The sequence below is a fragment of the Paenibacillus sp. FSL R10-2788 genome (assembly GCF_038003885.1).
In the GTDB taxonomy this organism is placed as follows: Bacteria; Bacillota; Bacilli; order Paenibacillales; family Paenibacillaceae; genus Paenibacillus_AQ; species Paenibacillus_AQ odorifer.
Map to the genome: position 1 here is coordinate 3,530,567 of NZ_JBBOQA010000001.1, position 22,322 is coordinate 3,552,888.

The window sequence follows — 22,322 nt, forward strand, 5'->3', positions numbered from 1 at the left end:
AAATGAAGGTAATACTGTCAGGATTGCAGTGGATGATTTTTATGATCGCTGGTGCAATTGCTGCACCCATTGCTATCGCAGATTTATATAACTTAACACCCATAGAGACTTCCGGACTCATTCAGAGCACCATGATTACTTTAGCAATAGCTGGATTTTTACAAGGCCTGATGGGTCATAAATTCCCTATTCATGAAGGTCCGGCAGGGTTATGGTGGAGCATTTTTACCATTTACGCGAGTTTAGTGGGGGGACTTTATTCCTCTAACAACGGCGCTTTACAGGCTTTAAGTGGAGCGATGATCATTAGCGGAGTGTTGTTTATCCTAATTTCAGCATTTAAGCTAATGGATAAAATCGCTCGTCTATTTACTCCAACCATCACCTTTATTTATTTACTTTTATTGATCTTTCAATTAAGCGGATCTTTTATGAAAGGGATGATGGGGATTACCATATCCCACACCATGTTAGATGTTAAAGTGTTCATCCTTAGTGTGATTGTGGTCTGCATTACCTTTTGGTTAGGCAACAGCCGCTTTGTATTACTCAGCCAGTTTTCAATAATTTTCAGTATAGTGATAGGCTGCCTATTATTTATAATCTGCGGTAGTATGCCGGCGGTTTCTCGTGCGGATACTCTATTTAAGCTGCCGGAAATATTCCCATTTGGAAAACCCCGATTCGATGCCGGGACAATTACTACTGCATTTTTACTAACCCTATTATTAATAACCAATGCAGTGGCATCCATCCGTTTGATGGAGACCGTTATGAAACCCAAGCAAGGGGATCATCGTCGTTATTTGCGCGCCGGGTTTACTTCTGGAATTACGCATCTTATTAGTGGTGGTTTAGGAGCGATCGGCTCAGTCCCTATTTCGGGAGCGGCGGGATATGTTGAGCAAACAGGGATGAGGGAGCGCAGATCATTTTTAATAGGCTGCAGCTTAGTGATCTCAATATCCTTGTTTCCGCCTATGATGAATTTCATATCTGCGATTCCAGCTCCCATAGGCTATTCTGTTACCTTCGTCATTTTTGTGAAGATGGTCGGACTAGCGCTAAAGGAATTGAAAAAGGTTATTCATGAAGAGCGAACATTTATTGTCAGTGGGCTTTCCCTTTTAGTGGGTGTAGGTTTAATGTTTATTCCTGCATCAGCTACGGCCCATTTATCTCCGATCCGTGATAGCCATTTTAAATAATGGATTAATATGCGGAAGCCTGTTAGCGATTATTTTGGAACAAGGGTTAATGTGGAAAGATGCATTCCGATATGAGGATTCCAAGAAAATTAACCGATAATTTGGAGGGCTAAAAATGCATTATCTAATTTCTATTGCTGGTCTGGTTATTGTTCTATTACTGGCATGGCTAGGAAGTAACAATAAGAAAAAGATTAAATATCGTCCAATCATTGTAATGATTGCTATTCAGATAGGTTTGGGATTAATTATCCTAAAAACGAGCATTGGAGAATTTTTGATTAAAGGGTTTGCTGATAGTTTTGCAAAATTACTTGGATACGCCAATGAAGGTACTGACTTTGTGTTTGGCGGGATTGCAAATGAAGGGGCGCATACATTTTTCCTTTATGTTTTGATGCCCATTGTTTTTATGTCAGCATTGATAGGGATTTTGCAACATTACAAAATACTGCCATTCATTATAAAGTATATTGGACTGGTGCTGAGTAAAATAAATGGCATGGGTAAATTGGAATCTTATAATGCAGTTGCAGCCGCAATTGTCGGACAAAATGAAGTGTTTATTTCGGTGAAAAACCAGCTTGGACTATTGCCGAAACATCGCTTGTATACATTATGTGCGTCTGCAATGTCTACGGTATCCATGTCAATCGTTGGTTCCTATATGACGATGCTAGAACCTCGGTATGTAGTAGCTGCATTGATATTAAACCTATTTGGCGGATTTATCATTTCATCCATCATTAATCCGTATGAAGTTACACCTGAAGAAGATATTGTTGAAGTTCAGGTAGAAGAAAAACAAACGTTTTTTGAAATGCTGGGCGAATATATTATGGATGGCTTTAAAGTAGCCATAGTAGTTGGGGTAATGTTAGTTGGTTTTGTGGGAATCATTGCTTTGATTAACGGGGTCTTCAGTGGCATATTCGGAATCTCGTTCCAAGGAGTGTTAGGCTACGTCTTTGCACCCATCGCCTTTCTTATCGGTGTGCCATGGCATGAAGCTGTTGAGGCCGGTAGTATTATGGCGACAAAGCTTGTTGCGAATGAATTCGTTGCTATGCTTGACTTTGTTAAGATTCAAGAAGGTTTAAGTGGCCGTACTACAGCCATTGTCTCCGTTTTTCTAATCTCATTTGCTAACTTTGGGTCGATTGGTACCATTGTGGGTGCAGTGAAGGGATTGAATGAAAAGCAAGGGAATATCGTCGCACGATTTGGATTAAAGCTGTTATTTGGCGCCACACTTGTAAGCGTTTTATCAGCTTTGATTATCGGTATCATATTCTAGTTGAAGCAAGGAGTATTAACATGAAACAAACACCCCGGTTTAAGCGGATTTTCGTCATCGTTATGGATTCTGTAGGCATTGGTGAAGCTCCAGATGCTGAAAAGTTTGGGGATGCAGGATCACATACATTACGGCATATTGCAGAAAAAATGAATGGGCTACATGTTCCTGCGTTATCCAAGCTAGGGTTAAGTCATATTGACCCAATACCCGGAGTTCCCAAAGTAGAGCGCCCTTTAGCTTATTGGACCAAAATGCAGGAAGCTTCTAATGGAAAGGATACGATGACAGGTCACTGGGAAATCATGGGCCTACGAATTGACGTTCCTTTCAAAGTGTTTCCTGAAGGATTTCCTTATGAATTAATTAATGAATTAGAAGAAAGAACAGGACGAAAGGTGATTGGGAATAAACCCGCTAGTGGCACAGCTATTCTCGATGAGCTTGGACAAGAGCATATGAACACAGGTGCACTCATTGTCTATACTTCAGCAGATTCCGTGATTCAGATTGCGGCTCATGAAGAGGTTATTCCTTTAGAAGAACTGTATCAAATCTGCGGGATTGCCAGAGAGATTACTTTACGTGAGGAGTACATGCTAGGCAGAGTGATTGCTAGACCATTCCTCGGGCAGCCCGGAAATTTCAAAAGAACATCGAACCGTCATGATTATGCCTTGAAGCCTTATGGAAGAACCGTGATGAATGAGCTCAAGGATGCCGGGTTCGATGTACTAGCGATTGGCAAGATCGCAGATATATACGATGGGGAGGGTGTCACCAAGTCTTTGCGTACAGTGTCTAACATGGATGGCATGGATAAACTCATGGAGACCCTTCATACTGATTTTACAGGACTTAGTTTCTTGAATCTTGTTGATTTTGATGCACTTTATGGCCATCGTAGAGATCCGATCGGGTATGGGAAAGCGCTAGAAGAATTTGACGATCGATTACATGAAGTTCTAGCGGAGCTATGTGAAGATGATCTTCTTATAATTACGGCAGACCATGGGAATGATCCCATTCATGCGGGCACGGATCACACCCGTGAATATGTTCCTTTACTCCTCTACAGTAAGAGTTTCAATCGACAAGGGGAGCTGCCTATATCGAAGACTTTTTCGGATATTGGAGCAACAGTTGCTGATAACTTTGTTGTGACCATGCCCCAATTTGGTCAGAGTCTCCTACAGGAGCTTAAATAAACTTAATTTGACTTTGAAAAGAAACAGGGTACCTAACTTGTATTAGTAAAAGGTATCCTGTTTGTTTTTTATCTACATATCTTCGTATCTAAAAAGCTGCCGAGTAAGCGGCTTTTTTTGTTATTACGGATCAAATATTAGGGTAATAATCAATTATTAAAGGGGTTAATTTTATAGCCACCTGTCGTTAATCCTTTATTCGATGAATCGCATTCTAATACAACGTTATAAATAATCTAGTTTCTACTCATGCCACTCCTTCGATAGTAATAGTGTTGACAACCTGTATATACAGGTTTAAACTGTGTGAAGTGTTTGAACTTGTATATACAGGTTTAATGGTTGAAATAAAGAATTCTTTTTGGAGGTGTTCAACTTGAGTCAGTCCCAGTATTCGGAATGGTGGCGCCGCTCCACGGTGTATCAGGTGTACCCGAAGAGCTTTAAGGACACTACAGGCAACGGAACAGGAGATATTAAAGGACTTATTGAGAAATTAGATTATTTGCAGAAGCTTGGAATCGATATTGTCTGGTTACAGCCGGTTTATGTTTCGCCGCAACATGATAACGGTTACGATGTAGCAGATTATGAAAATATCAACCCGGATTTCGGTACGATGGAGGATTTTGACGAGCTAGTACAGGAATTGCATAGACGCGAAATGAAGCTAATGATCGATATCGTGGTTAACCATACTTCGACTGAACATGAGTGGTTCAAACAGTCCATTTCAAGCAGGAACAACCCTTACCGTGATTACTATATCTGGAAGGATCCGGCTCCGGACGGGGGCTTACCCAACAACTGGCAGTCGAAGTTCGGGGGTCCTGCCTGGCAGTTCGACGAAACTTCGGGACAATATTATCTTACTCTCTTCGATAAAACCCAGGCGGATCTGAATTGGGAGAATGAGAAGGTACGTAGAGCAGTGAATGATATGATGTTATTCTGGGCTAAAAAGGGTGTCGACGGCTTCCGCATGGATGTAATTAATTTAATCTCCAAAGATCAGCGCTTCCCTAACGATGACGGGAGTGTTCCACCGGGGGATGGACGTAAATTCTATACTGACGGTCCACAGGTCCATGAATACATCAAAGCAATGTATAAAGAGGTGTTTGGTCCGTTTGAGATGGTGACTGTAGGAGAGATGTCCTCAACTACACTGGAGCATTGTATCCGGTACTCAAGTCCCGAAGAGCGGGAATTTTCCATGACCTTCAATTTTCATCATTTAAAAGTCGACTATCCGAATGGACAGAAGTGGGAACTGATGCCTTATGATTTCGAGGCAATGAAACAGTTGTTCTCGCAGTGGCAGACTGGAATGCAGAAAGGCGGAGGCTGGAACGCACTATTTTTTAACAATCATGATCAACCACGTGCCCTTTCCAGATTCACTGATGATAGGGTTTACCGTGTGGAAAGCGCCAAGCTGCTCGCGACAACTCTGCATGGCCTTCAGGGAACACCTTATGTATATCAAGGGGAAGAAATCGGTATGCCGAATCCGGTATGGAAAAGCATCGATGAGTTCCGCGACATTGAGTCACTAAATATGTACCGCATTCTGTGTGAACAGGGGAAAAGCCCGGAGGTTGCTCTCAGCATTCTCCAAGAACGTTCGCGGGACAATTCACGTACGCCGATGCAGTGGGATGACAGCCGGAATGCCGGATTTACCACTGGTACTCCATGGTTGAAGGTAGACGAGCGGTATCCAAACATCAATGTGCAGAAGGAGCTGGAAAATCCTGGTTCCATCTTCCACCATTACCGTAAACTGATTGCACTACGCAAGGAATATGAAATATTTATAGAAGGTATTTTCAAGAGACTCGATGAAGGTCATCCCGAAGTATTCGCATACGCCAGAACAGGCGATGAAGAGACACTTGTTGTGGTCTCGAACTTCAGCAGTAAAAAGATCTCTTTCCGCTTTGAAGATAATCACTGGTCTGAATTGTCGCCAAGTGGTAAGGACGAGCTTCTGATTGGGAATACAGCAGATGCACCTAAATTAACACAAAAGCTTCAGCTTAGTCCTTATGCTTCCTACATGTGGTTAGTCCGCTAACGAGGTGTACTTAAGAAGGAGCACACATCAATTTTGTAAGGAGTGAAGATATGGCTATAGACCGCAAAAATGTTGAAGATATTGTACGGGCGGTTGGGGGCAAGGAGAATATTGAAGTTGCGACGCATTGTGTAACCCGGCTGAGATTCTCGCTGTATGACGAGAACAAGGTGGATTCGGAAGCCCTGGACCGTAACGAACTCGTAAAAGGACAATTCTCTACGCAGGGGCAGTTCCAGATCGTTATCGGACCAGGAACTGTAGATAAAGTATACGATGAAATGATTCAGATCACTGGTGGTGCCCGCTCTTCCAAGGATGACGTGAAATCAGCGGCAGCACGGAAACAGAATCCACTGCAGCGGGCGATCAAAACACTGGCTGATATTTTTATTCCGATTCTTCCGGCCATCGTAACCGCAGGTTTGCTGCTTGGGATTAATAATATTTTGACCGGACCTGGTATCTTTTTTGATAGTAAGTCATTGGTAGATGTCTATCCTGCATGGAAAGACATTGCTGCGATTATTAACACGATTGCCAGCACAGCCTTCACCTTTTTACCAGCACTTATCGGTTGGGCAGCTGTTACACGTTTCGGGGGCAGTCCTCTGCTCGGGATCGTGCTAGGTCTCATTCTCGTACACCCGGATCTATTAAGTGCCTACAGTTATGCAAGTGCTTCAACTGAGGGAACCGTTCCGACCTGGAATTTGTTCGGCTGGCATTTGGAGAAGATCGGTTATCAGGGGCAAGTATTGCCTGTACTGGTTTCGGCCTATATTCTGGCTAGACTGGAGAAGTTCCTCAACCGTCGGGTGCTTGATTCCATTAAACTACTGGTCGTTGCTCCAGTGACCCTGCTGGTTACAGGTTTTCTGGCCTTCACCATTATCGGACCGGTTACGTTCGCCATTGCCAATGCTATCACCTCGGGTTTGATCTATGTATTTGATCATTTTGCGCTCCTTGGTGGTTTGATCTATGGTGGATTCTATGCACTTCTGGTCATCACTGGGATGCATCATACTTTCCTGGCAGTCGATGTACAGCTCATCGGCAGTGAGGGGGGCACCTTCCTCTGGCCGATGCTGGCGCTCTCCAATATTGCACAAGGCGCTGCGGCACTGGCGATGATGTTCGTTGTTAGAGAACAAAAGGCAAAAGGTTTGGCGGCTACGTCTTCCGTCTCTGCATTCCTCGGCGTGACTGAACCGGCAATCTTTGGGGTGAATATCCGCTATCGCTACCCTTTCATCTTCGGGATGATCGGCTCAGCAATTGCCGGTATGCTCCTTACCGTTAACCAGGTTCGCGCTTCATCCATTGGCGTAGGGGGAATTCCCGGTTTCCTTTCGATTTTCCCGAACCAGTGGGGCGTATTCTTCATAGGTATGGTTATTGTTCTCGTTGTGCCATTTGCCGCCACAGTATTGTACGGACGTTCTGTAGTGGGTCGTTCCGAAAAGAACACAGCTACAGAGGCTTCTAGTACTACGAGCGAACCAGAGGAATTGAGCAGCCGTCATTCAGTTCAAGGGTCACAGGAATCAGTTAATATTCTGGAGCTTGTCTCCCCGCTTAGTGGAACTGCAGTATCGCTAGAACAGGTACCCGATCCTGCCTTTGCTGAAAAGCAAATGGGTGAGGGAATTGCAATCGAACCTTCTGAGGGGAAAGTATATGCTCCCTTTGATGCTACAGTAGCTCATGTGATTAAGAGCAAACATGCGCTTATACTGGAGCATGCCAGCGGTGTTCAGGTATTAATCCACGTTGGAATTAACACGGTGGCGCTTAAAGGTAGCGGTTTTACCAGCCTGAAGAATATTGGTGATAAGGTGCAGGCAGGCGAGCTTCTACTAGAATTTGATATGGAAGCTATCCGCGCAGCAGGTTACCCGGTGATTACTCCAATCATCATTCCTGCAGGTCAGGAGATGGTCGAGAAGATTGAAGAGAAGACCGGACCAGCTACGGCCAAACAAACAAGCATCTTGACTATTCATCTCAAGGGTTGATAAAGGCTATATTGGCAAAGACTTTATACTATAGAAAGACAGCCCCTTGGGGGCTGTTTTTCTATAAATATAAGAATTTATATGTTCAACGCTATGAATTCCCCTCCAATTGAATCGATGCTTCCAAAGGCATGACGTGATACAATAAAGGGCGGTGATCAAAATTGAGAGAAAATAAATATTTGCAAATTTATAATGAATACAGCAACCAAATCCATTCTGGACAACTGCTGCCGGGAACCAAGCTGCCTTCCGAAAGTGAACTCGCCGAAGCTTACGCCACTTCACGAGAGACCGTGCGCAAAGCGCTGAATCTACTTTTCCGAGAAGGATATATTCACAAAATTAAGGGAAGAGGCTCCTTTGTGCTTGACATGACCCGAATGGATTTCCCCGTTACCGGTTTGATTTCATTTAAAGAGATGGCCGATACACTGGGTACTGCCTCGCGGACACTGGTAGAGCGGACGATACAAGAGCCGGCAGGCTCCGCTCTCGCCAGACATCTGCAGATTCCACCTGAAACTCTGGTTTGGAAGGTTGTTCGTGCCAGAGAGATTGAAGGTGAACGGATCATTTTGGATAAGGATTATTTTCGTGCGGATATCGTTTCCTTCCTGAGTGCGGAAATCGCCGAGGGCTCAATCTATGAATATCTGGAGCTGGAATTGGGCCTTAAGATCAGTTATGCGAAGAAGCTGATATCTGTTGAACCTTCCACAGAGGAGGATCATAGACTGCTCGATTTGAAGAATTTTACGCATATTGTAGTAGTACGAAACTATGTTTATTTGGAGAACACGGTGCTTTACCAATATACCGAGTCTAGACACCGGCTGGATAAATTTCAGTTTGTGGATTTTGCTCGGAGGGTGAGACGATAAGCTAATCAGAGGGTGTCCCAGTTTGGGATACCCTTTTTTTTATGAGAGTTTCCTGAGAAAAAATACAATCTAATTGTGAAATCTCTATCCCTTTCAATCACTATCAGGTGTGTTGGAGTTATATAGCCAATACTGTGCAAATTTTCGATACAAGAGCGCTTTAAAGGTTCATTCGCTCCATTCGTAAAAACGATATATTAAGAAAAAAAGCTGCCCTCAGAGGCAGTTTTTTTATGTAAGACGATCGAATGTTGAATCTCAATAGGAACAGATAAATGATTAACGACCCTATCTTTTCATGTAAAACCCATTAAATACCATATTGTCATATGACAAAAGTGATGACAACCCACACTATTTAAATGTTCTTTATACATATATATTGTTGGAATATGGAAACAGCGATACCTTCGTTGCCAGTCGTAACAAATACGGTATACGTTGCATGCCAGAATTAGTAGGTGGAAATTTCCTGCATTCTGTAAAAATTATTTATTGCATTAATAGAGCAGAGTTGCATACCCGGCTGTCTTTTTAAGCTTATCATTATTTGTGAAACTGGCTAATAGCAACTTTGGTTGTCTTGAATGCAACGCTAATAGAATGGTAGATTTAGGGAAAATGTCGAATATAGGAGGAAAAGCGATTGAATATTAGCATTATATTGTTGGCTCAGCACTTTAACCTGACCGTACAATGTCTGGATCGGATTAAGAAATATACGTCTATGTCCTATGAGCTGATTGTCGTCTCGGATAACGAATCTGCCGAAGTGTCGAATTACCTTGCGTATGAATACGGCGTTCATGTCATTCATAGCCGGAGCAAAGGGGTTGCAGCAGCATTCAATCTGGGCGCGGTGTCATCTTCGGGAGATCATCTTGTATTCATCCGCGATCAGATTATGGTTAACGAGGGATGGTTAGAACAGTTGTCGGGCTGTCTGGACCATCATTCCAATGCTGCAATCGTGGGTCCGAGGATGAATGATGTTAGCGGCGCTCAACGGATTCCGATTGTATATCAGAACATGGAGCAACTCTATCAGTCGTCATCGATGCTTTCCATCGGGAAATCAATGTCTTGGACCCGGGTTCCTAGACTTGTCAGTTTACTAATGATGATACCCCGTCGCTACTTTGAGCAGATCGGGTCCTTTGATGAGCGATTTGAGGTCGAATCTTACGAGGATGACGATCTGTGTTATCGCACGTTATCTATGAACCTGGATATTTACATAGCCGAAGGATGCGTAGTCTTCCGGAATGAACCTCCTTCAGTAGATCCCAATGATCCTGATTGGTACAATAACCGATTAATCTTAAATCGTGCTATGGCCATAAGCAAGTGGGGATTCGATTTAACTTCTTCCTTGTATAGTGGCACAAGGAAAGTCACTGTCAGCCTATGCATGATCGTAAAAAACGAAGAGTACACCTTAGGGCGTTGTTTATCCAGCGTGAGGGAGCTTGTCGATGAGATCATTATTGTGGATACAGGTTCGAGTGATGGAACCAAAGAGCTCGCGGCATCTTATGGAGCACGGGTTTATGATTTCGAATGGGTGAACGATTTCTCCAAAGCAAGAAATTATGCCTTCAGTCTCGCTACTCAAGAGTACCTGATGTGGTTGGATGCGGACGATTATCTGCAGTTAGAGGATGCAAAGGCTCTCCAGTCCATCGTATCCGATCTACCATGGGATATCGATGCTGTATCGATGCATTATTATCTCGACCGTGACAAAGACGGAAGTGTAACTTCGAGCTTGAGACGTAATCGCCTTCTAAGACGAAATTGTGAATTCCGTTGGATTGGAGTCGTTCATGAGTACCTTGAGGTCGCAGGCAATGTGTTCTATGCCGAGTTAGGCATAACACATGATCGAAAGCATACGCAGTCCTCGCGTAATCTTCTCATCTATGAGGGGATGTTGAAAGCGCAAACGAGGTTCACTCCGCGGGATTTATTTTATTATGCCAACGAGCTATACGATCACGGCCAATGGCAGCGAGCGATAGAGCAATACGATGCCTTCATAGTCATGCCGAATGGCTGGTTGGAGGACAAGCTACTTGCGAGTCGGCGTGCCGGAGATGCATTGTCACAATTAGGTCTCTTTCAAGAAGCCAAGCTTAAAGTACTTCAAGCTTTTGCCTTGTCGCCTCCCCGAGCCGAAGCCTGTTGTCAATTAGGGTCTTATGAGCTAATCGAACAACGGTTCGAGAATGCTGCTTTTTGGTACAAGCTAGCCACGGAAGTACCAAAGCCGACTGAGCTTAACGCTAGAGTAGACCTTCCGGCATGGACGTGGCTGCCGCATTTGCAATTATGCGTCTGTTACGATCGCTTAGGACAATACGAACAAGCGCATTATCACAATGAGATAGCTGGGGGCTATGTACCGGATTATCCGAGCGTCATGGTTAATCGCGATTATTTGAAGCAATACATAACTTTATAAATTTGAGGGGGATTTAGTAATGGCAAGATTAAAGAGGACGAAGACAAGTGGCAAGAAAAGTGGCAAGCAGTTAGCTTACAAGAGCTCAATGGCATTTATTCTGATGAGTCAGTTGATTGCACCCTTGAGCCCTGCTTATAGCAGTATTCTACCCCGGGCAAGTGCAGCAGCTTACAGTGATGTCGATTCTACCTCATGGGCATATCAGTATATCACTAAAGCTTCCGCGCTTGGGGTAATCGAAGGAGACGGTTCCGGAAACTTTAGCCCTAACCGACCAGTCACGAATCAGGAAGCGGTTGTTATGGTACTCAGGTTCATGGGATATGAGCAACCTAAGGCTACTAGCGGCAGCTTGCCCTTCACCGTAGATTCTTGGGCTACTGTTTGGATTCAGCAAGCGATTGACATCGGCCTCGTGATTCCAAGCGAGGAAGCGAGACCCAACACCGTCATCTGGGGAAAAGAGCAAGCAAGTCGAGAGTGGATAACACGTCTAATTATTCGTGCCGCAGGCAAAGAATCCGAAGCTATCGAGTTTAGGGATAGCGACATAGGTTTCTCGGATGCATCAGACGCATCGGACTGGGCAGCAGGCTACATTAATGCCGCAGTTAACCGCAAGGTCATATCTGGCTTCCCTAATAATACTTTCAAGCCTAAGCAGACGGCTACTCGCGCCGAGTTTGCAGCTATCTTGTCTAAGACTGAAATATTTGCGAGCAAGGTATCCGATCGGATTATCCATGGCTCTGTCGTCTCGATGTCCAAAAATTCGATCGAACTCTTAAGCAGCAGCGGTCAGACAGAGAAGCTCGAAATCAATAGCAAATCTGTTCTGTTCGGGGACAATGGCAAGGGCGTGTTTCCTGCGGGGTCTTTGGTGACGCTTATTCATAATGGAGGAATGGCATCCTTCGTTGAAGTGTTGGGATTAGGGGCTGTAGGCCAGACTAGTTCGAAAGGGGAAAAAGGAGACACAGGTGCTACCGGTCCAGCGGGTCAAAATGGGGTATCTGGTTCAAGTGGACCGCAAGGTGTCACTGGTGCGACCGGAGCGACTGGTGCAACCGGAGCTGTCGGGGCAATTGGGGCTGTTGGAGCTACTGGCACAACCGGGGCGAATGGTGCTAATGGAGCGACTGGTGCTGTCGGGGCTACTGGTGCTGTCGGGGCTACTGGGGCTGTTGGAGCTACTGGCACAACCGGGGCTACTGGTGCTAATGGAGCGACTGGTGCTGTCGGAGCTACTGGGGCTGTTGGAGCTACTGGCGCAACTGGAGCAACTGGTGCTGTCGGGGCTACTGGAGCAGCCGGAGCAAATGGGGCAACAGGTGCCACGGGTGCTAACGGTGCAACTGGCGCTAATGGAGCGATGGGGTCAACTGGCGTAACGGGTGCACAGGGTATTCAAGGGATAACCGGTGCTCCCGGATCGACTGGCGCAACTGGCATTGGTCTTGATAGCATTGCTCCGTTCAATTCAGCGACTTCCTATCATGCAGGACAAGTCGTTACTTATTTAGGAAGTATCTACATCGTTACTATAAACAACCCATCTGGAGTACCTTCTGATATAAATAACGACTTTACCCTGCTTGTCTCTAAAGGTGAAACCGGAGCTACCGGGGCACAAGGAGTTCAGGGAATTCAAGGCGTAACTGGCGATACAGGCGCACAAGGAGTTCAAGGGGTGACTGGAACTACCGGAGCTACAGGTGCAATAGGAGTTCAAGGAGTAACTGGCGCAACCGGAGCTACGGGAGTACAAGGAATTCAAGGGGTAACCGGAGCTACCGGGGCATCTGGCGCATCAACTATAATTCCATTCTCTTCCGGATCACCAATTACTGTAACAACAATCGTCGGGGGATTAAAAGGTACAGTTGCGATGCTTGGATTTGGCAGTTCGTACTCAGGAGCTAGTATAGTAGGTGGAAAAATAGATTTAACCAGAAGTAATGGTTCTGATCCTACAAAAGATCCGTACAACCAAGCGTTTATCGTTCCACGTAATGGTACGATCACTTCAATATATGCTTTTTTCAGCCCAACTTTAGCGTTTTCTTTAATAGGCACGACCATAAACGTTCAAGCAGAAATATATAAAGCGGATAGTAATAGCAACAGTTTTACACCTATTATTGGTTCAGCAGTATCCTTGGCGCCTAGTTTGACAGGAATAATTTCTATTGGATCTACTAGTGACGGATCAGTCAAAGGCATAAATACGGCTGTTCAGGCTGGCGATCGCTTAATGTTAGTGTTCTCTTCGACGGCTTCCGGTCTAAGCTTGATAAATACTGTAACAGGTTATGCCAGCGCCGGAATTGAGATTAAGTAATTCAAGATTTGAGGTAGGAACCATCCATTTTATTTGATAGGAAGTGATTAAAAATGGCAAGGAAGCTATTTCCGATAAAAAAATTGAGCTTAATGTTGGTGTTAGTTCTTATATTTCCATCCGTCATTCAATTCCCGTCTGTAGGAGATGCAAAAGGACGCTCTTTTGAACAAGTAAAGCTATTGGCTGCACCAGCGAATCTGGCAGTCAGCGATTCAACCTCCACAAGCATTCGCCTTACCTGGGATGCCGTAGAGGGAACCTCTAACACGGATGTGAGTTATAAGGTAAATCTAATGGAGTCTACCAATCCTAGCGTAACCGATGTGGTCTATACCTTCGATTCAGGCGAATTAACGGAGTATACGGTGAAGGGATTGGTTTCAGACCGGAGCTATACATTTACGGTCCAAGCCGTAAACATATCCGGACCCGTGTCGAAAACAAGTCCACCTTTAACCGCAAGTACGCTTCCAGCGGAAGCGTACCCACCAACAACGAAGGAAGAGGAACTCCCTCTAGCCGATCAAGAATCACCGAGTACGCCCGAGCTAACTCTTTTCAGTCGCACATCAGATAGCATTAGCTTGGCATGGACTTCATCCGAGGATAATGTCGGAGTTGCGGAATATGTTCTATATAAGGACTCTGATCTGTTGGCAGAAGTAACAGTTAGCACAACGGTCTACACGGCCGTCGACTTGAAGGCTGGACAGGAGTATACCTTTGTAGTACAAGCTATAGACGAAGCAGGGAACAAATCAGCAATTAGTAACGAGTTGAAGGTTAGTACACTTGATGTTGTAAGTAATGTTGGTCCCATTATGAGCATGGGCAACGGGAATTCCTTTCATACATTGACTGTACAGCCGGATGGTACCGTATGGGCTTGGGGCAATAATAGGATGGGCCAGCTCGGTGATAGCACAACCATTGCTCGTAATAAGCCTGTGCGAATTGTTGGCTTGCCGGAGATAAGCGCCTCATCCGTTGGACAAGACCATTCCATCGCGCTCGCGACGGACGGAACGATTTGGACATGGGGAAGCAATAGCGTGGGCCAGCTGGGTAATGGTACGTCGGCGCCCCAGCTTGTGCCGCAGCAAGTGACTGGATTAGTGAATGTCATAGCGGTTCAAGCAGGTGAGCAGCATTCGTTAGCGTTGTTGTCCGATGGAACGGTGTGGGCATGGGGACTTAACACATATGGTCAGCTTGGAGATGGAACCACCGAGGATAGTGCATTACCGGTGCAGGTTGCAGGTTTGGACTCAATCGCATCGATCTCAGCCGGAGCCTTTCATAATCTAGCGGTTAGCCACGATGGTCAGGTTTATGCATGGGGGTTCAATGCCTACGGTCAGCTCGGAGATAACACAAAAATCGACCACGTGACCCCAGTGCAGGTTGCTGAGTTAAGCAGCGTTACTTCCGTAGCTGCCGGCTTCTATCACAGCATGGCAGTGAAAAAGGACGGAACCGTATGGAGCTGGGGAACGAACGTTAAGGGAATCTTGGGGGATGGGACAACCGAAGATCATTATACTCCCGTTCAAGCCTTGGATCTTGGTTCAGTTATCAGTGTATCCGCTGGCGCCTTGCATAGCATGGCTCTGAAAAGCGATGGAAACGTATGGTTATGGGGAGCGAACAATGAGGGCCAGCTCGGTGGTAGTGCTGAGTCGGAGCGTTCCCTCGCTTCTAAGCTCAACATTGGCAGTCGTATCGTCGCTATTAGTGCAGGTTATATGAGCGGCGGTGCGGTTAGTGAGGAGGGGACCTTGCTGACCTGGGGGTATAATGGGTTAGCCCAGCTTGGTGATGGCACTTATACTAATGTCATAGAACCTGTTGCAATTTCGCTTGAAGAAGAATCTTATTAGATTTGAAGAGTAGGGAATTTCAGGCCTAAATGGCAATGAATTCCCTATTTTTATAGGTGAGTCAAAAAGAGAAAACTCTTTTCATATTCATTCTTTATCATTACAGCTATCCGTCTAGACTGTTAAAATGATGGAAGTATGGTAGACAAAGGAGATAAGCAATGAATAACGGTTTTCAGATCAATACTGAGGAGAATCGACTCCGAACTCTGAGACAAGTAAAGCAAGCGGCCTTTCATGCTTTGCAGGAATACGAAATAGACTGGAACTCCATTCACTTCATTCAAGTATCCGAACATGTCACCTTCCGCATTGTAAGCGAAGTGGGGGAACAGTTCTTGCTCCGTATTCACCCGAATAACAAACAACGCGAAGGAACCATTTCAGAAATAGAGTGGTTGTTCGCATTGAAGAGTAAGGGCCTCATCTTGCCCGAAGCTGTAACCAATCGTGAAGGGGCCTTTATTACGGAAACGTCGGTGTGTGACGGACAACGGTTTTATTCGAGCTTAATGAGATGGGTCGAGGGAAAGTATGTAGACAAAAGCGAACTAACGGAGGAGGGCATCCGTAAAACAGGATCATTGATGGCAAAGCTTCATGAGGCCAGCTCTGATTTTAGTACTTCCAGCGGCTTTACTCGTCCTTCTTGGGGTGCACTGAGCTTTAAACGGGACTGGGATCACCTAAGTCTACATCGCAAACATTTCATATCGGATGAGGGTTTTAAGTTGTATTCCGTAGCTGCCACTAAAGTGGCAACATGTCTCGAAACGTTCACAAGACATGAACAAAATTACGGGATGATCCACGCGGACTTACATAATGGAAATGTCATTTTTCAGGATAATGAACCGTACCCTATTGATTTTGGCAGGTGTGGCTTCGGCTACCATCTTTACGATATAGCTCAGGCTATTATGGGATTATACCCAACACAAAGAGCTTATTTCGTCGAAGGATATCAGAGAATCAGAAAGCTGGAAGATGAACATATAATGAAGCTAGAGTGCTTCTTAGTCATGGCAATAATCGAAGCCTATAGCTTTCATGCAGAGAATCCGCTAGAGACCGAGGGTTTGATCGAAGAGCAGCCATATGCTCAAGCGATTTTGAGAGCTTATGTGAACGGGACAACCTTTTTATTTAATTCTCTGGATACTTCAATATAAAAGATTAGAAAATGATGTGCGTTATATTCTTCAAATGGTATTATTAGGATGAACTGCTGAAAACTATTTAAATTGTATTTGGAATCTTAGCAATGAAAATGGTTGATAAAACTTTATAAAAAGTGAGGAGTAGAGCAATGAACTTTAATAAAGAACAGCTTTTTTGGATAAATCCAATCACTGATTATACTATTACAGAAAACAGGATTGAATTTGTAACGATGCCGAATACAGATTTTTGGCAAAGAACCTATTATGGTTTTAGAAATGATAATTCACCTGCACTGTTAATGAAAACTGCTGAGAAATATTTTTCATTTATAGTAAGAACAGATTATGATAGTGCAAATAGATACGAGCAGTGTGGGATAGTCATCTATCAGGACAGTGACAATTGGTTCAAGGCATCGGTAGAATATGAAAATGAGGAATTCCAAAGACTTGGAAGTGTGGTTACAAATCACGGATATTCAGATTGGGCAACAACAGATATCGATGCAAACATTAAAACAATGTATTATAGACTAAGTCGACGTGAAAGTGATTTCTGTATTGAAAGCTCTTTGGATGGAACTACATTTGAACAGATGCGTATTTTTCATTTGTTTGAAGGGAATGAGGAAATAAATTTTGGCTTATATGCTTGTAGCCCAGAGAATTCTTCATTTAAAGGTGTTTTCACGGAAATGGAAATTACTGAGTGTAAGTGGTTGGAGCATAAATAGTCGTTTACACAGCTGAAAGTGAATATTACTCAATAATGGCCTTCCTATAAAGGGAAGGTCTTTTTTTAGTGGAGCGGTTATAAAGTTGTCATCAGTTTCCGATTTCTACATTTACTCATGTGGTAAAATTAAGATAAGTGGATCTTGGGAGGAGAGGACATTGAGTCTTGTGATGATCATTTTGTTACTGTTCTTAAATATTCCAGTATATAGATTTTTGTTTCGTGTGTTCTTCGTGGATAATGATGATTATAACGAATCGATTAGGCATACTTTTACGCCTAACATCATTTCTTTATTCCGGGGAGAGTATTGGAAGGATAGAATGAATACGGCAAGACTTCAGTTTTTTATACTCATTTGCGGTGGGATTGTTGTTTTGGAATACCTTGTTTTGCATAAAATAATTGATATTTTTCGTTAAATAGAACTTCATTTAGAAACTTCTGCTTATGGTGAGCAGGAGTTTTTTTATCTTGCATAAGCACCGCTCTATTATGGAAAACTTATGTAGTGCGAATAAACAGCATGAATCCATTTTGCGAGGTGATAATGATGACAAATCAAGATCCGCAGGAGCTTCTTAAAAGTAAACATAAGCTAGATGAGCAGAAGAGGCAGTTCACAAATTTTGCCCGAAGTGCTTCCGGTCATGGTGAAGTAGAAGCAGGCCAGGAATTCAGTAATGACCGAGTGCCAGATGATCAAAACCGTATGAAATCTGTTGAGAACAGGCAAGATTGATCTTAACAAAGCTATCAAATAAGCCGATCCTTTTCTGGATCGGCTTAGAATAATAATTATTACGTTGTAAGGTTGTTCAATAGGTATCGGATGCTAGAGTTTTCTTGCTTTAATTACAAAAGTTACAGGAAGCATCTTTGCTTTTTTTGCAAAATCGCTTTTATCGTCCCGCGACTGCATAAGTTCATCATCAGATTGCTCAATCATTTGCTCAATAACAAATCCAGCTTTAGAGAGCGCATTCACATAGGTTGATAATTTACGATCCGATAAGGTTAGCGTACTTTCTTCAAGAGATACTGAATACCAAGATTCATCGAAATAACATTTTTTGAAAACAAGCATATCATTTTCTGCAACAACACATTTGTGTATAGGGTGAGACCAGCTGAAAATAAATGATCCATCTTTTTTAAGGTAAGAAGCAATCCGGCTAAAAGTACCCTCAAGGTCTGTTGTCCAGCCTATGGCATAAACCGAATAAACAAAGTCAAAATAATCCTCTGGCAGGCCACATTCTTCTTCCATGGGAGAACAGATCAAATTTGCTGAAAGTCCGTGCGCCGTCAAAAGTTGCCTAGTCTTTTCGATTTGATTCTCTGATATATCCGTACCCCATAGTTCAGATGCATTGCGTTCCCCCAAATATTGCAAAGATTGACCGCTTCCACAGCCTATCTCCAGCAACTTTTTCCCTGAGACATCACCAAAAAGTTGACATTGTTCTTCTGAGACAAATGCTCCATATAAAGGTAGTGCGGTAGCTCCTAAAACATCATTTCCTTTTGTATCCCAAAATAAGCTGTTTGTTTCATGAATAGCATTCGTATTCATATCGACCGAGATGGCGACGCCAACCTCACCCGCGCCTATAACGTTTGTTCTATGACCAGAATTTTTGTCCATGCAGACACCCGCCCCAAATATAGATTATATAAGCCTAAACATATCTCCCGACTTGCGCGTAATCCTAATAACATATATCGAACACGAACAAGCTGAAATATCAACCATAGAATAATCTACCATTTTCCCATGAACATAACCATCCATAATTTTCTATTAAAACTTCCATTTATGAAATAAAGCATGATATGACCATATCAGAAAAGGAAAGTTATGCCCCATGAATTTGTTACAATATGTAAAACCGCTGCAAGGTACCGCTTCAAATTATGAATATTTCAACGGGAACACCCTTCCCTTAGTGGCGCGGTCATTCAGCATGGCAGCTTGGAAACAGGAGCTTATTTTTTCTAACCGTATATACACAGTTTCTTCCTCCCGCTAATATGTACTCCCCCCGTTCAATATGAACATTATTACCTAGAACAGTTTTAAATAGATGTAACTCATTTTTGCATAACCCGGTACATACAGCAGCAGCTTCACAGATCGGGCAATGTTTCTCAATGAATAAAAGACTGCCATCATCCTGCTCCTTAACCTCGGCCATATACCCTTCATTTGTTCGAATCTCGGCCAGTTTCTCCAGCTTCACTCTAACATCTGCTGTATCACCGAGTTGCTGAAGATATTGTTCTTGCATATTCTTATTTCGAACAGCCAGCAGCTTGTCCAGCCCCTCGTTTCCGAAAGCTTCTTTCATGGAATGGATCAGACTGACGGATAAATCCGAATATCCGCTTGGAAAAAACCGATCGGCCGCGGGGGTTAAGATCCATAGCTTGGTGGGCCGCCCCATGGGACGGGCCTCTTCTTTATTAGTAACCAGCCCTTCTTCTTTCAGCGCATTCAAATGTTGACGAATAGCCATTCCAGATAGCGAAAACTGCGAGGAGAGTGCCATAACATCCATTCCCCCTTGCTGCTTTAACAGATCAATGATCGCTCTTCGGGTCTTGGTTGAGACATCCTTTTTGGTTTGATTTCGGCTCAAGGTGCACCTCCTTTTGAAGCAACTAAATCTACATCACAGACTACATTTTAAACAAAAATGTTGACAAAGTCAAAGCTGAACTGTAGCTTAGACATTATAAACAAAAATGTTTACTAAGTGTCCGGATACGATGTATACATACCAATTTTCTTGGAGGTCACATTTCATGTCGTCTAATCATCAAAGTATTTTCAGCCCACGTTATTTTGCACTATCCATAGGTATTATTCTGTCAGTGATGGCTGTTGGATTCGAAGGTCTGTCCGTAACCACCATTGCCCCTTCGATTGCTGGAGATTTGAACGGCCTTAGCCTGTTTGGCTGGATATTCAGCACGTATCTGCTTGCGCAGATTATCGGAACTCTGGTCGTCGGTCGAATCATAGATAGAAGAGGACCTGCAGTACCGTTCACTATCGCACTACTTTTGTTTATCGTTGGGTTGATCGCTGCCGCAACATCAGGCGATATGTTTACCATGATAGGATCACGGGCCATGCAGGGTTTGGGCGCCGGAGCTATGATGACTTGTGTGTACACAGCAATATCCTTAAGCTACCCGGATGAATTACGCGCCAAAATACTAGGAGCGTTTGGTACGGCCTATGTTCTTCCGTCCATGCTCGGTCCATACGTTGCAGGTCTTATCGCAGATCAGTGGTCCTGGCGGTTTGTTTTCTGGGGAATATTACCGATCCTGATAATTTCAGCGCTGCTTAGTTTACCTGCGTTCACGAAATTAAAAACACCGAAGACACAAGGGGATATCGGAGCTTCATCGACTTGGATGGCTTTACTGTTAACGATGGGTACAGGGATTTTCTTGGTTGGTCTAAGCATGCTTCCGAGTATTATGGGATTTGTTTTAGTCCTTATCGGCTTAGTACTGATGATATTTCCGCTCCGCAAACTGCTGCCGAAGGGAACTCTTACGCTTCGAAGAGGCATGCCAGCTATTCTGGCAACACGTGGGCTGTTCTTCGCTGCCTATACCAGCACACAGAATTTCTTGGTATTGGCTCTAATCGATGTGAAGGGAATAACGCCTTCTCAGGCCGGATTGATTGTAGCGAGTGCTGCGTTGAGTTGGTGCGTCATAGCGTATCTGCAAGGACGGTGGGATTCGGCAGATCAGGGGCGTGGACGGCATACGCGAATTATTCTGGGTGTATTGCTGCTTGCCATAGGGATTACTATCGTATTTTGGATACCCGTGGTGACCGTTACCGTTGCAGTTATTGGACAGATCATCGCTGGAATCGGCATTGGATTGGCGCATCCGATTAGCGGTGTTGTGGCGTTTTCTCAGACAAGAGAAGGAGGTGTCGGCAACACCTCGGCAAATCTGCAATTTGCGGATTCTTTTACACCCGGTGTAGTTATCGGGATCGGCGGTTCCATTCTTGTGGTTTGTCAGGCTGGCGGAATGTCACTCCAATCCGGATTAATTGTAGCAATGGGTTTCCATCTCTTGTTGATTGTAATGAGTTTATTTGCGAGCACTCGGATCTCACCAGTAGCTGAACAGATAGGAACGGGTATCCAATCTTTAGGTTTGAAAAACAAATAAACGAAGGAGGAGTTCACAATGATCATCGAGGTCAGTGATAAGGCATCAGAAAAAATCGCCGAAATCTTATTAAGTGCGAATATCCGAAATCCATTCCTTAGAGTGGGTGTTGATGAAGGGGGATGCAGTGGATTATCCTATACCCTAGTCGTAGATGAACAGCAGGCAGAAGAGGATATTGTATTAAATAAAAAGGATTTTAGTATATTGGTTCACCCGAATAGTATTCCTTATATTGACGGTCTTGAAATTGACTATGAAGAGAGTGGAATGGTAGGCGGATTCACTATGAATAACCCTAATGCAAAAGCTTCATGTGGATGCGGAGCCAGTTTCAGAATGGCCAATTATCGTGGCGAAATAAAAAAATGTGATTGAACAGCAGAAAGGAGAGAAGAGGAATGATATCATTTGCAGTATCCGAAAAAGCATTGGATTCATTTAAGAATGAATGGGGTTTGGAAGAGGACCAATATGTAAGAATTTATGCAAAATATGCCGGTGGAGGCTCAAATGCCTTCACTGTTGGAATTAATGCAAGTGCTACACCGATCGATCCCGCATGGGTTCAATCCATTGGCGGATTTCATTTTTTTGTTGAAAAAACTGATATTTGGATTTTACAGGATGAACTTCTTCAAATTGATTGTAATGAAAACGGCATATTTTCAACCAAAATCTCCTGAGCATCTTCTTGGGTACAATGTACATTAGAATATCTACTACACTTCTAGCAATTTCGCACACTATTGTCTATACTGTTTTAAATAAATATCAGAATTGGATCTGATCTTAAAAGAAGCATGGTGCTAGGAAGCAGGT

General features: G+C 43.8%; 18 protein-coding genes. 16 read left to right on the top strand and 2 right to left on the bottom strand.

What is annotated here, in order from left to right; translation table 11 throughout:
- Nucleotides 1-2: 2 nt before the first annotated feature.
- The 13 genes from NSQ50_RS15630 to NSQ50_RS15690 all read left to right on the top strand — a co-directional run bounded on the left by NSQ50_RS15630 (nt 3) and on the right by NSQ50_RS15690 (nt 18,030).
- Entirely contained in the window at nt 3-1,208 is a 1,206-nt protein-coding gene (locus tag NSQ50_RS15630; protein ID WP_256717049.1) for a purine/pyrimidine permease, read from the top strand.
- Between the two features lie 115 nt (nt 1,209-1,323).
- Nucleotides 1,324-2,505: a NupC/NupG family nucleoside CNT transporter gene (locus NSQ50_RS15635; RefSeq protein WP_036677141.1), complete on the top strand. Its 1,182-nt coding sequence runs from the start codon at nt 1,324-1,326 to the stop codon at nt 2,503-2,505.
- A 20-nt stretch (nt 2,506-2,525) separates the two neighbouring features.
- Nucleotides 2,526-3,713, top strand: a complete 1,188-nt coding sequence (gene deoB, locus NSQ50_RS15640; protein WP_076213762.1) for a phosphopentomutase — start codon at nt 2,526-2,528, stop codon at nt 3,711-3,713.
- Between the two features lie 376 nt (nt 3,714-4,089).
- A complete protein-coding gene (treC, locus tag NSQ50_RS15645) occupies nt 4,090-5,793 on the top strand; it encodes an alpha,alpha-phosphotrehalase (RefSeq protein ID WP_038571266.1) in 1,704 nt (567 codons plus the stop codon).
- Nucleotides 5,794-5,843: 50 nt separating this feature from the next.
- The gene (gene treP, locus NSQ50_RS15650) at nt 5,844-7,814 is read left to right on the top strand and encodes a PTS system trehalose-specific EIIBC component (protein ID WP_036677132.1); all 1,971 of its coding nucleotides are present in this window, start codon (nt 5,844-5,846) and stop codon (nt 7,812-7,814) included.
- Nucleotides 7,815-7,978: 164 nt separating this feature from the next.
- Nucleotides 7,979-8,698 (top strand): trehalose operon repressor, encoded by a 720-nt coding sequence (gene treR, locus NSQ50_RS15655; RefSeq protein WP_038571269.1) that lies wholly within the window; start codon nt 7,979-7,981, stop codon nt 8,696-8,698.
- A gap of 646 nt (nt 8,699-9,344) precedes the next feature.
- The gene (locus tag NSQ50_RS15660; protein ID WP_080742504.1) at nt 9,345-11,162 is read left to right on the top strand and encodes a glycosyltransferase; all 1,818 of its coding nucleotides are present in this window, start codon (nt 9,345-9,347) and stop codon (nt 11,160-11,162) included.
- 19 nt (nt 11,163-11,181) lie between these two features.
- A complete protein-coding gene (locus NSQ50_RS15665) occupies nt 11,182-13,506 on the top strand; it encodes an exosporium glycoprotein BclB-related protein (RefSeq protein ID WP_340949608.1) in 2,325 nt (774 codons plus the stop codon).
- A gap of 53 nt (nt 13,507-13,559) precedes the next feature.
- Nucleotides 13,560-15,389 carry an RCC1 domain-containing protein gene (locus NSQ50_RS15670; protein ID WP_076223659.1) on the top strand — a complete coding sequence of 610 codons (1,830 nt, stop codon included), beginning with the start codon at nt 13,560-13,562 and terminating at the stop codon, nt 15,387-15,389.
- 161 nt (nt 15,390-15,550) lie between these two features.
- A complete protein-coding gene (locus tag NSQ50_RS15675) occupies nt 15,551-16,561 on the top strand; it encodes a phosphotransferase enzyme family protein (RefSeq protein ID WP_076143672.1) in 1,011 nt (336 codons plus the stop codon).
- A gap of 137 nt (nt 16,562-16,698) precedes the next feature.
- Nucleotides 16,699-17,286, top strand: a complete 588-nt coding sequence (locus tag NSQ50_RS15680) for a DUF1349 domain-containing protein (protein WP_076143671.1) — start codon at nt 16,699-16,701, stop codon at nt 17,284-17,286.
- Nucleotides 17,287-17,446: 160 nt separating this feature from the next.
- Complete coding sequence (locus tag NSQ50_RS15685; protein WP_051490957.1) at nt 17,447-17,710, top strand: hypothetical protein; 264 nt, start codon at nt 17,447-17,449, stop codon at nt 17,708-17,710.
- A 128-nt stretch (nt 17,711-17,838) separates the two neighbouring features.
- Nucleotides 17,839-18,030, top strand: a complete 192-nt coding sequence (locus NSQ50_RS15690; protein WP_036677120.1) for a hypothetical protein — start codon at nt 17,839-17,841, stop codon at nt 18,028-18,030.
- Nucleotides 18,031-18,123: 93 nt separating this feature from the next.
- Here the strand turns inward: NSQ50_RS15690 and NSQ50_RS15695 are convergent, their stop codons facing one another.
- On the bottom strand, nt 18,124-18,936 hold the full coding sequence (locus tag NSQ50_RS15695; RefSeq protein ID WP_038571275.1) for a class I SAM-dependent methyltransferase: 813 nt from the start codon (nt 18,934-18,936) through the stop codon (nt 18,124-18,126).
- Between the two features lie 310 nt (nt 18,937-19,246).
- Complete coding sequence (locus tag NSQ50_RS15700) at nt 19,247-19,930, bottom strand: helix-turn-helix transcriptional regulator (RefSeq protein ID WP_036677115.1); 684 nt, start codon at nt 19,928-19,930, stop codon at nt 19,247-19,249.
- Between the two features lie 166 nt (nt 19,931-20,096).
- Here NSQ50_RS15700 and NSQ50_RS15705 point away from each other — a divergent pair, with 166 nt between their 5' ends.
- From NSQ50_RS15705 to NSQ50_RS15715, 3 genes are read left to right on the top strand one after another with little or no spacing between them, the layout of a single operon-like run.
- The gene (locus tag NSQ50_RS15705; RefSeq protein WP_051490956.1) at nt 20,097-21,500 is read left to right on the top strand and encodes an MFS transporter; all 1,404 of its coding nucleotides are present in this window, start codon (nt 20,097-20,099) and stop codon (nt 21,498-21,500) included.
- An 18-nt stretch (nt 21,501-21,518) separates the two neighbouring features.
- On the top strand, nt 21,519-21,878 hold the full coding sequence (locus tag NSQ50_RS15710; protein ID WP_370510539.1) for a HesB/IscA family protein: 360 nt from the start codon (nt 21,519-21,521) through the stop codon (nt 21,876-21,878).
- Nucleotides 21,879-21,901: 23 nt separating this feature from the next.
- The gene (locus tag NSQ50_RS15715) at nt 21,902-22,186 is read left to right on the top strand and encodes a hypothetical protein (protein WP_076223661.1); all 285 of its coding nucleotides are present in this window, start codon (nt 21,902-21,904) and stop codon (nt 22,184-22,186) included.
- The last annotated feature ends 136 nt before the right edge of the window (nt 22,187-22,322 follow it).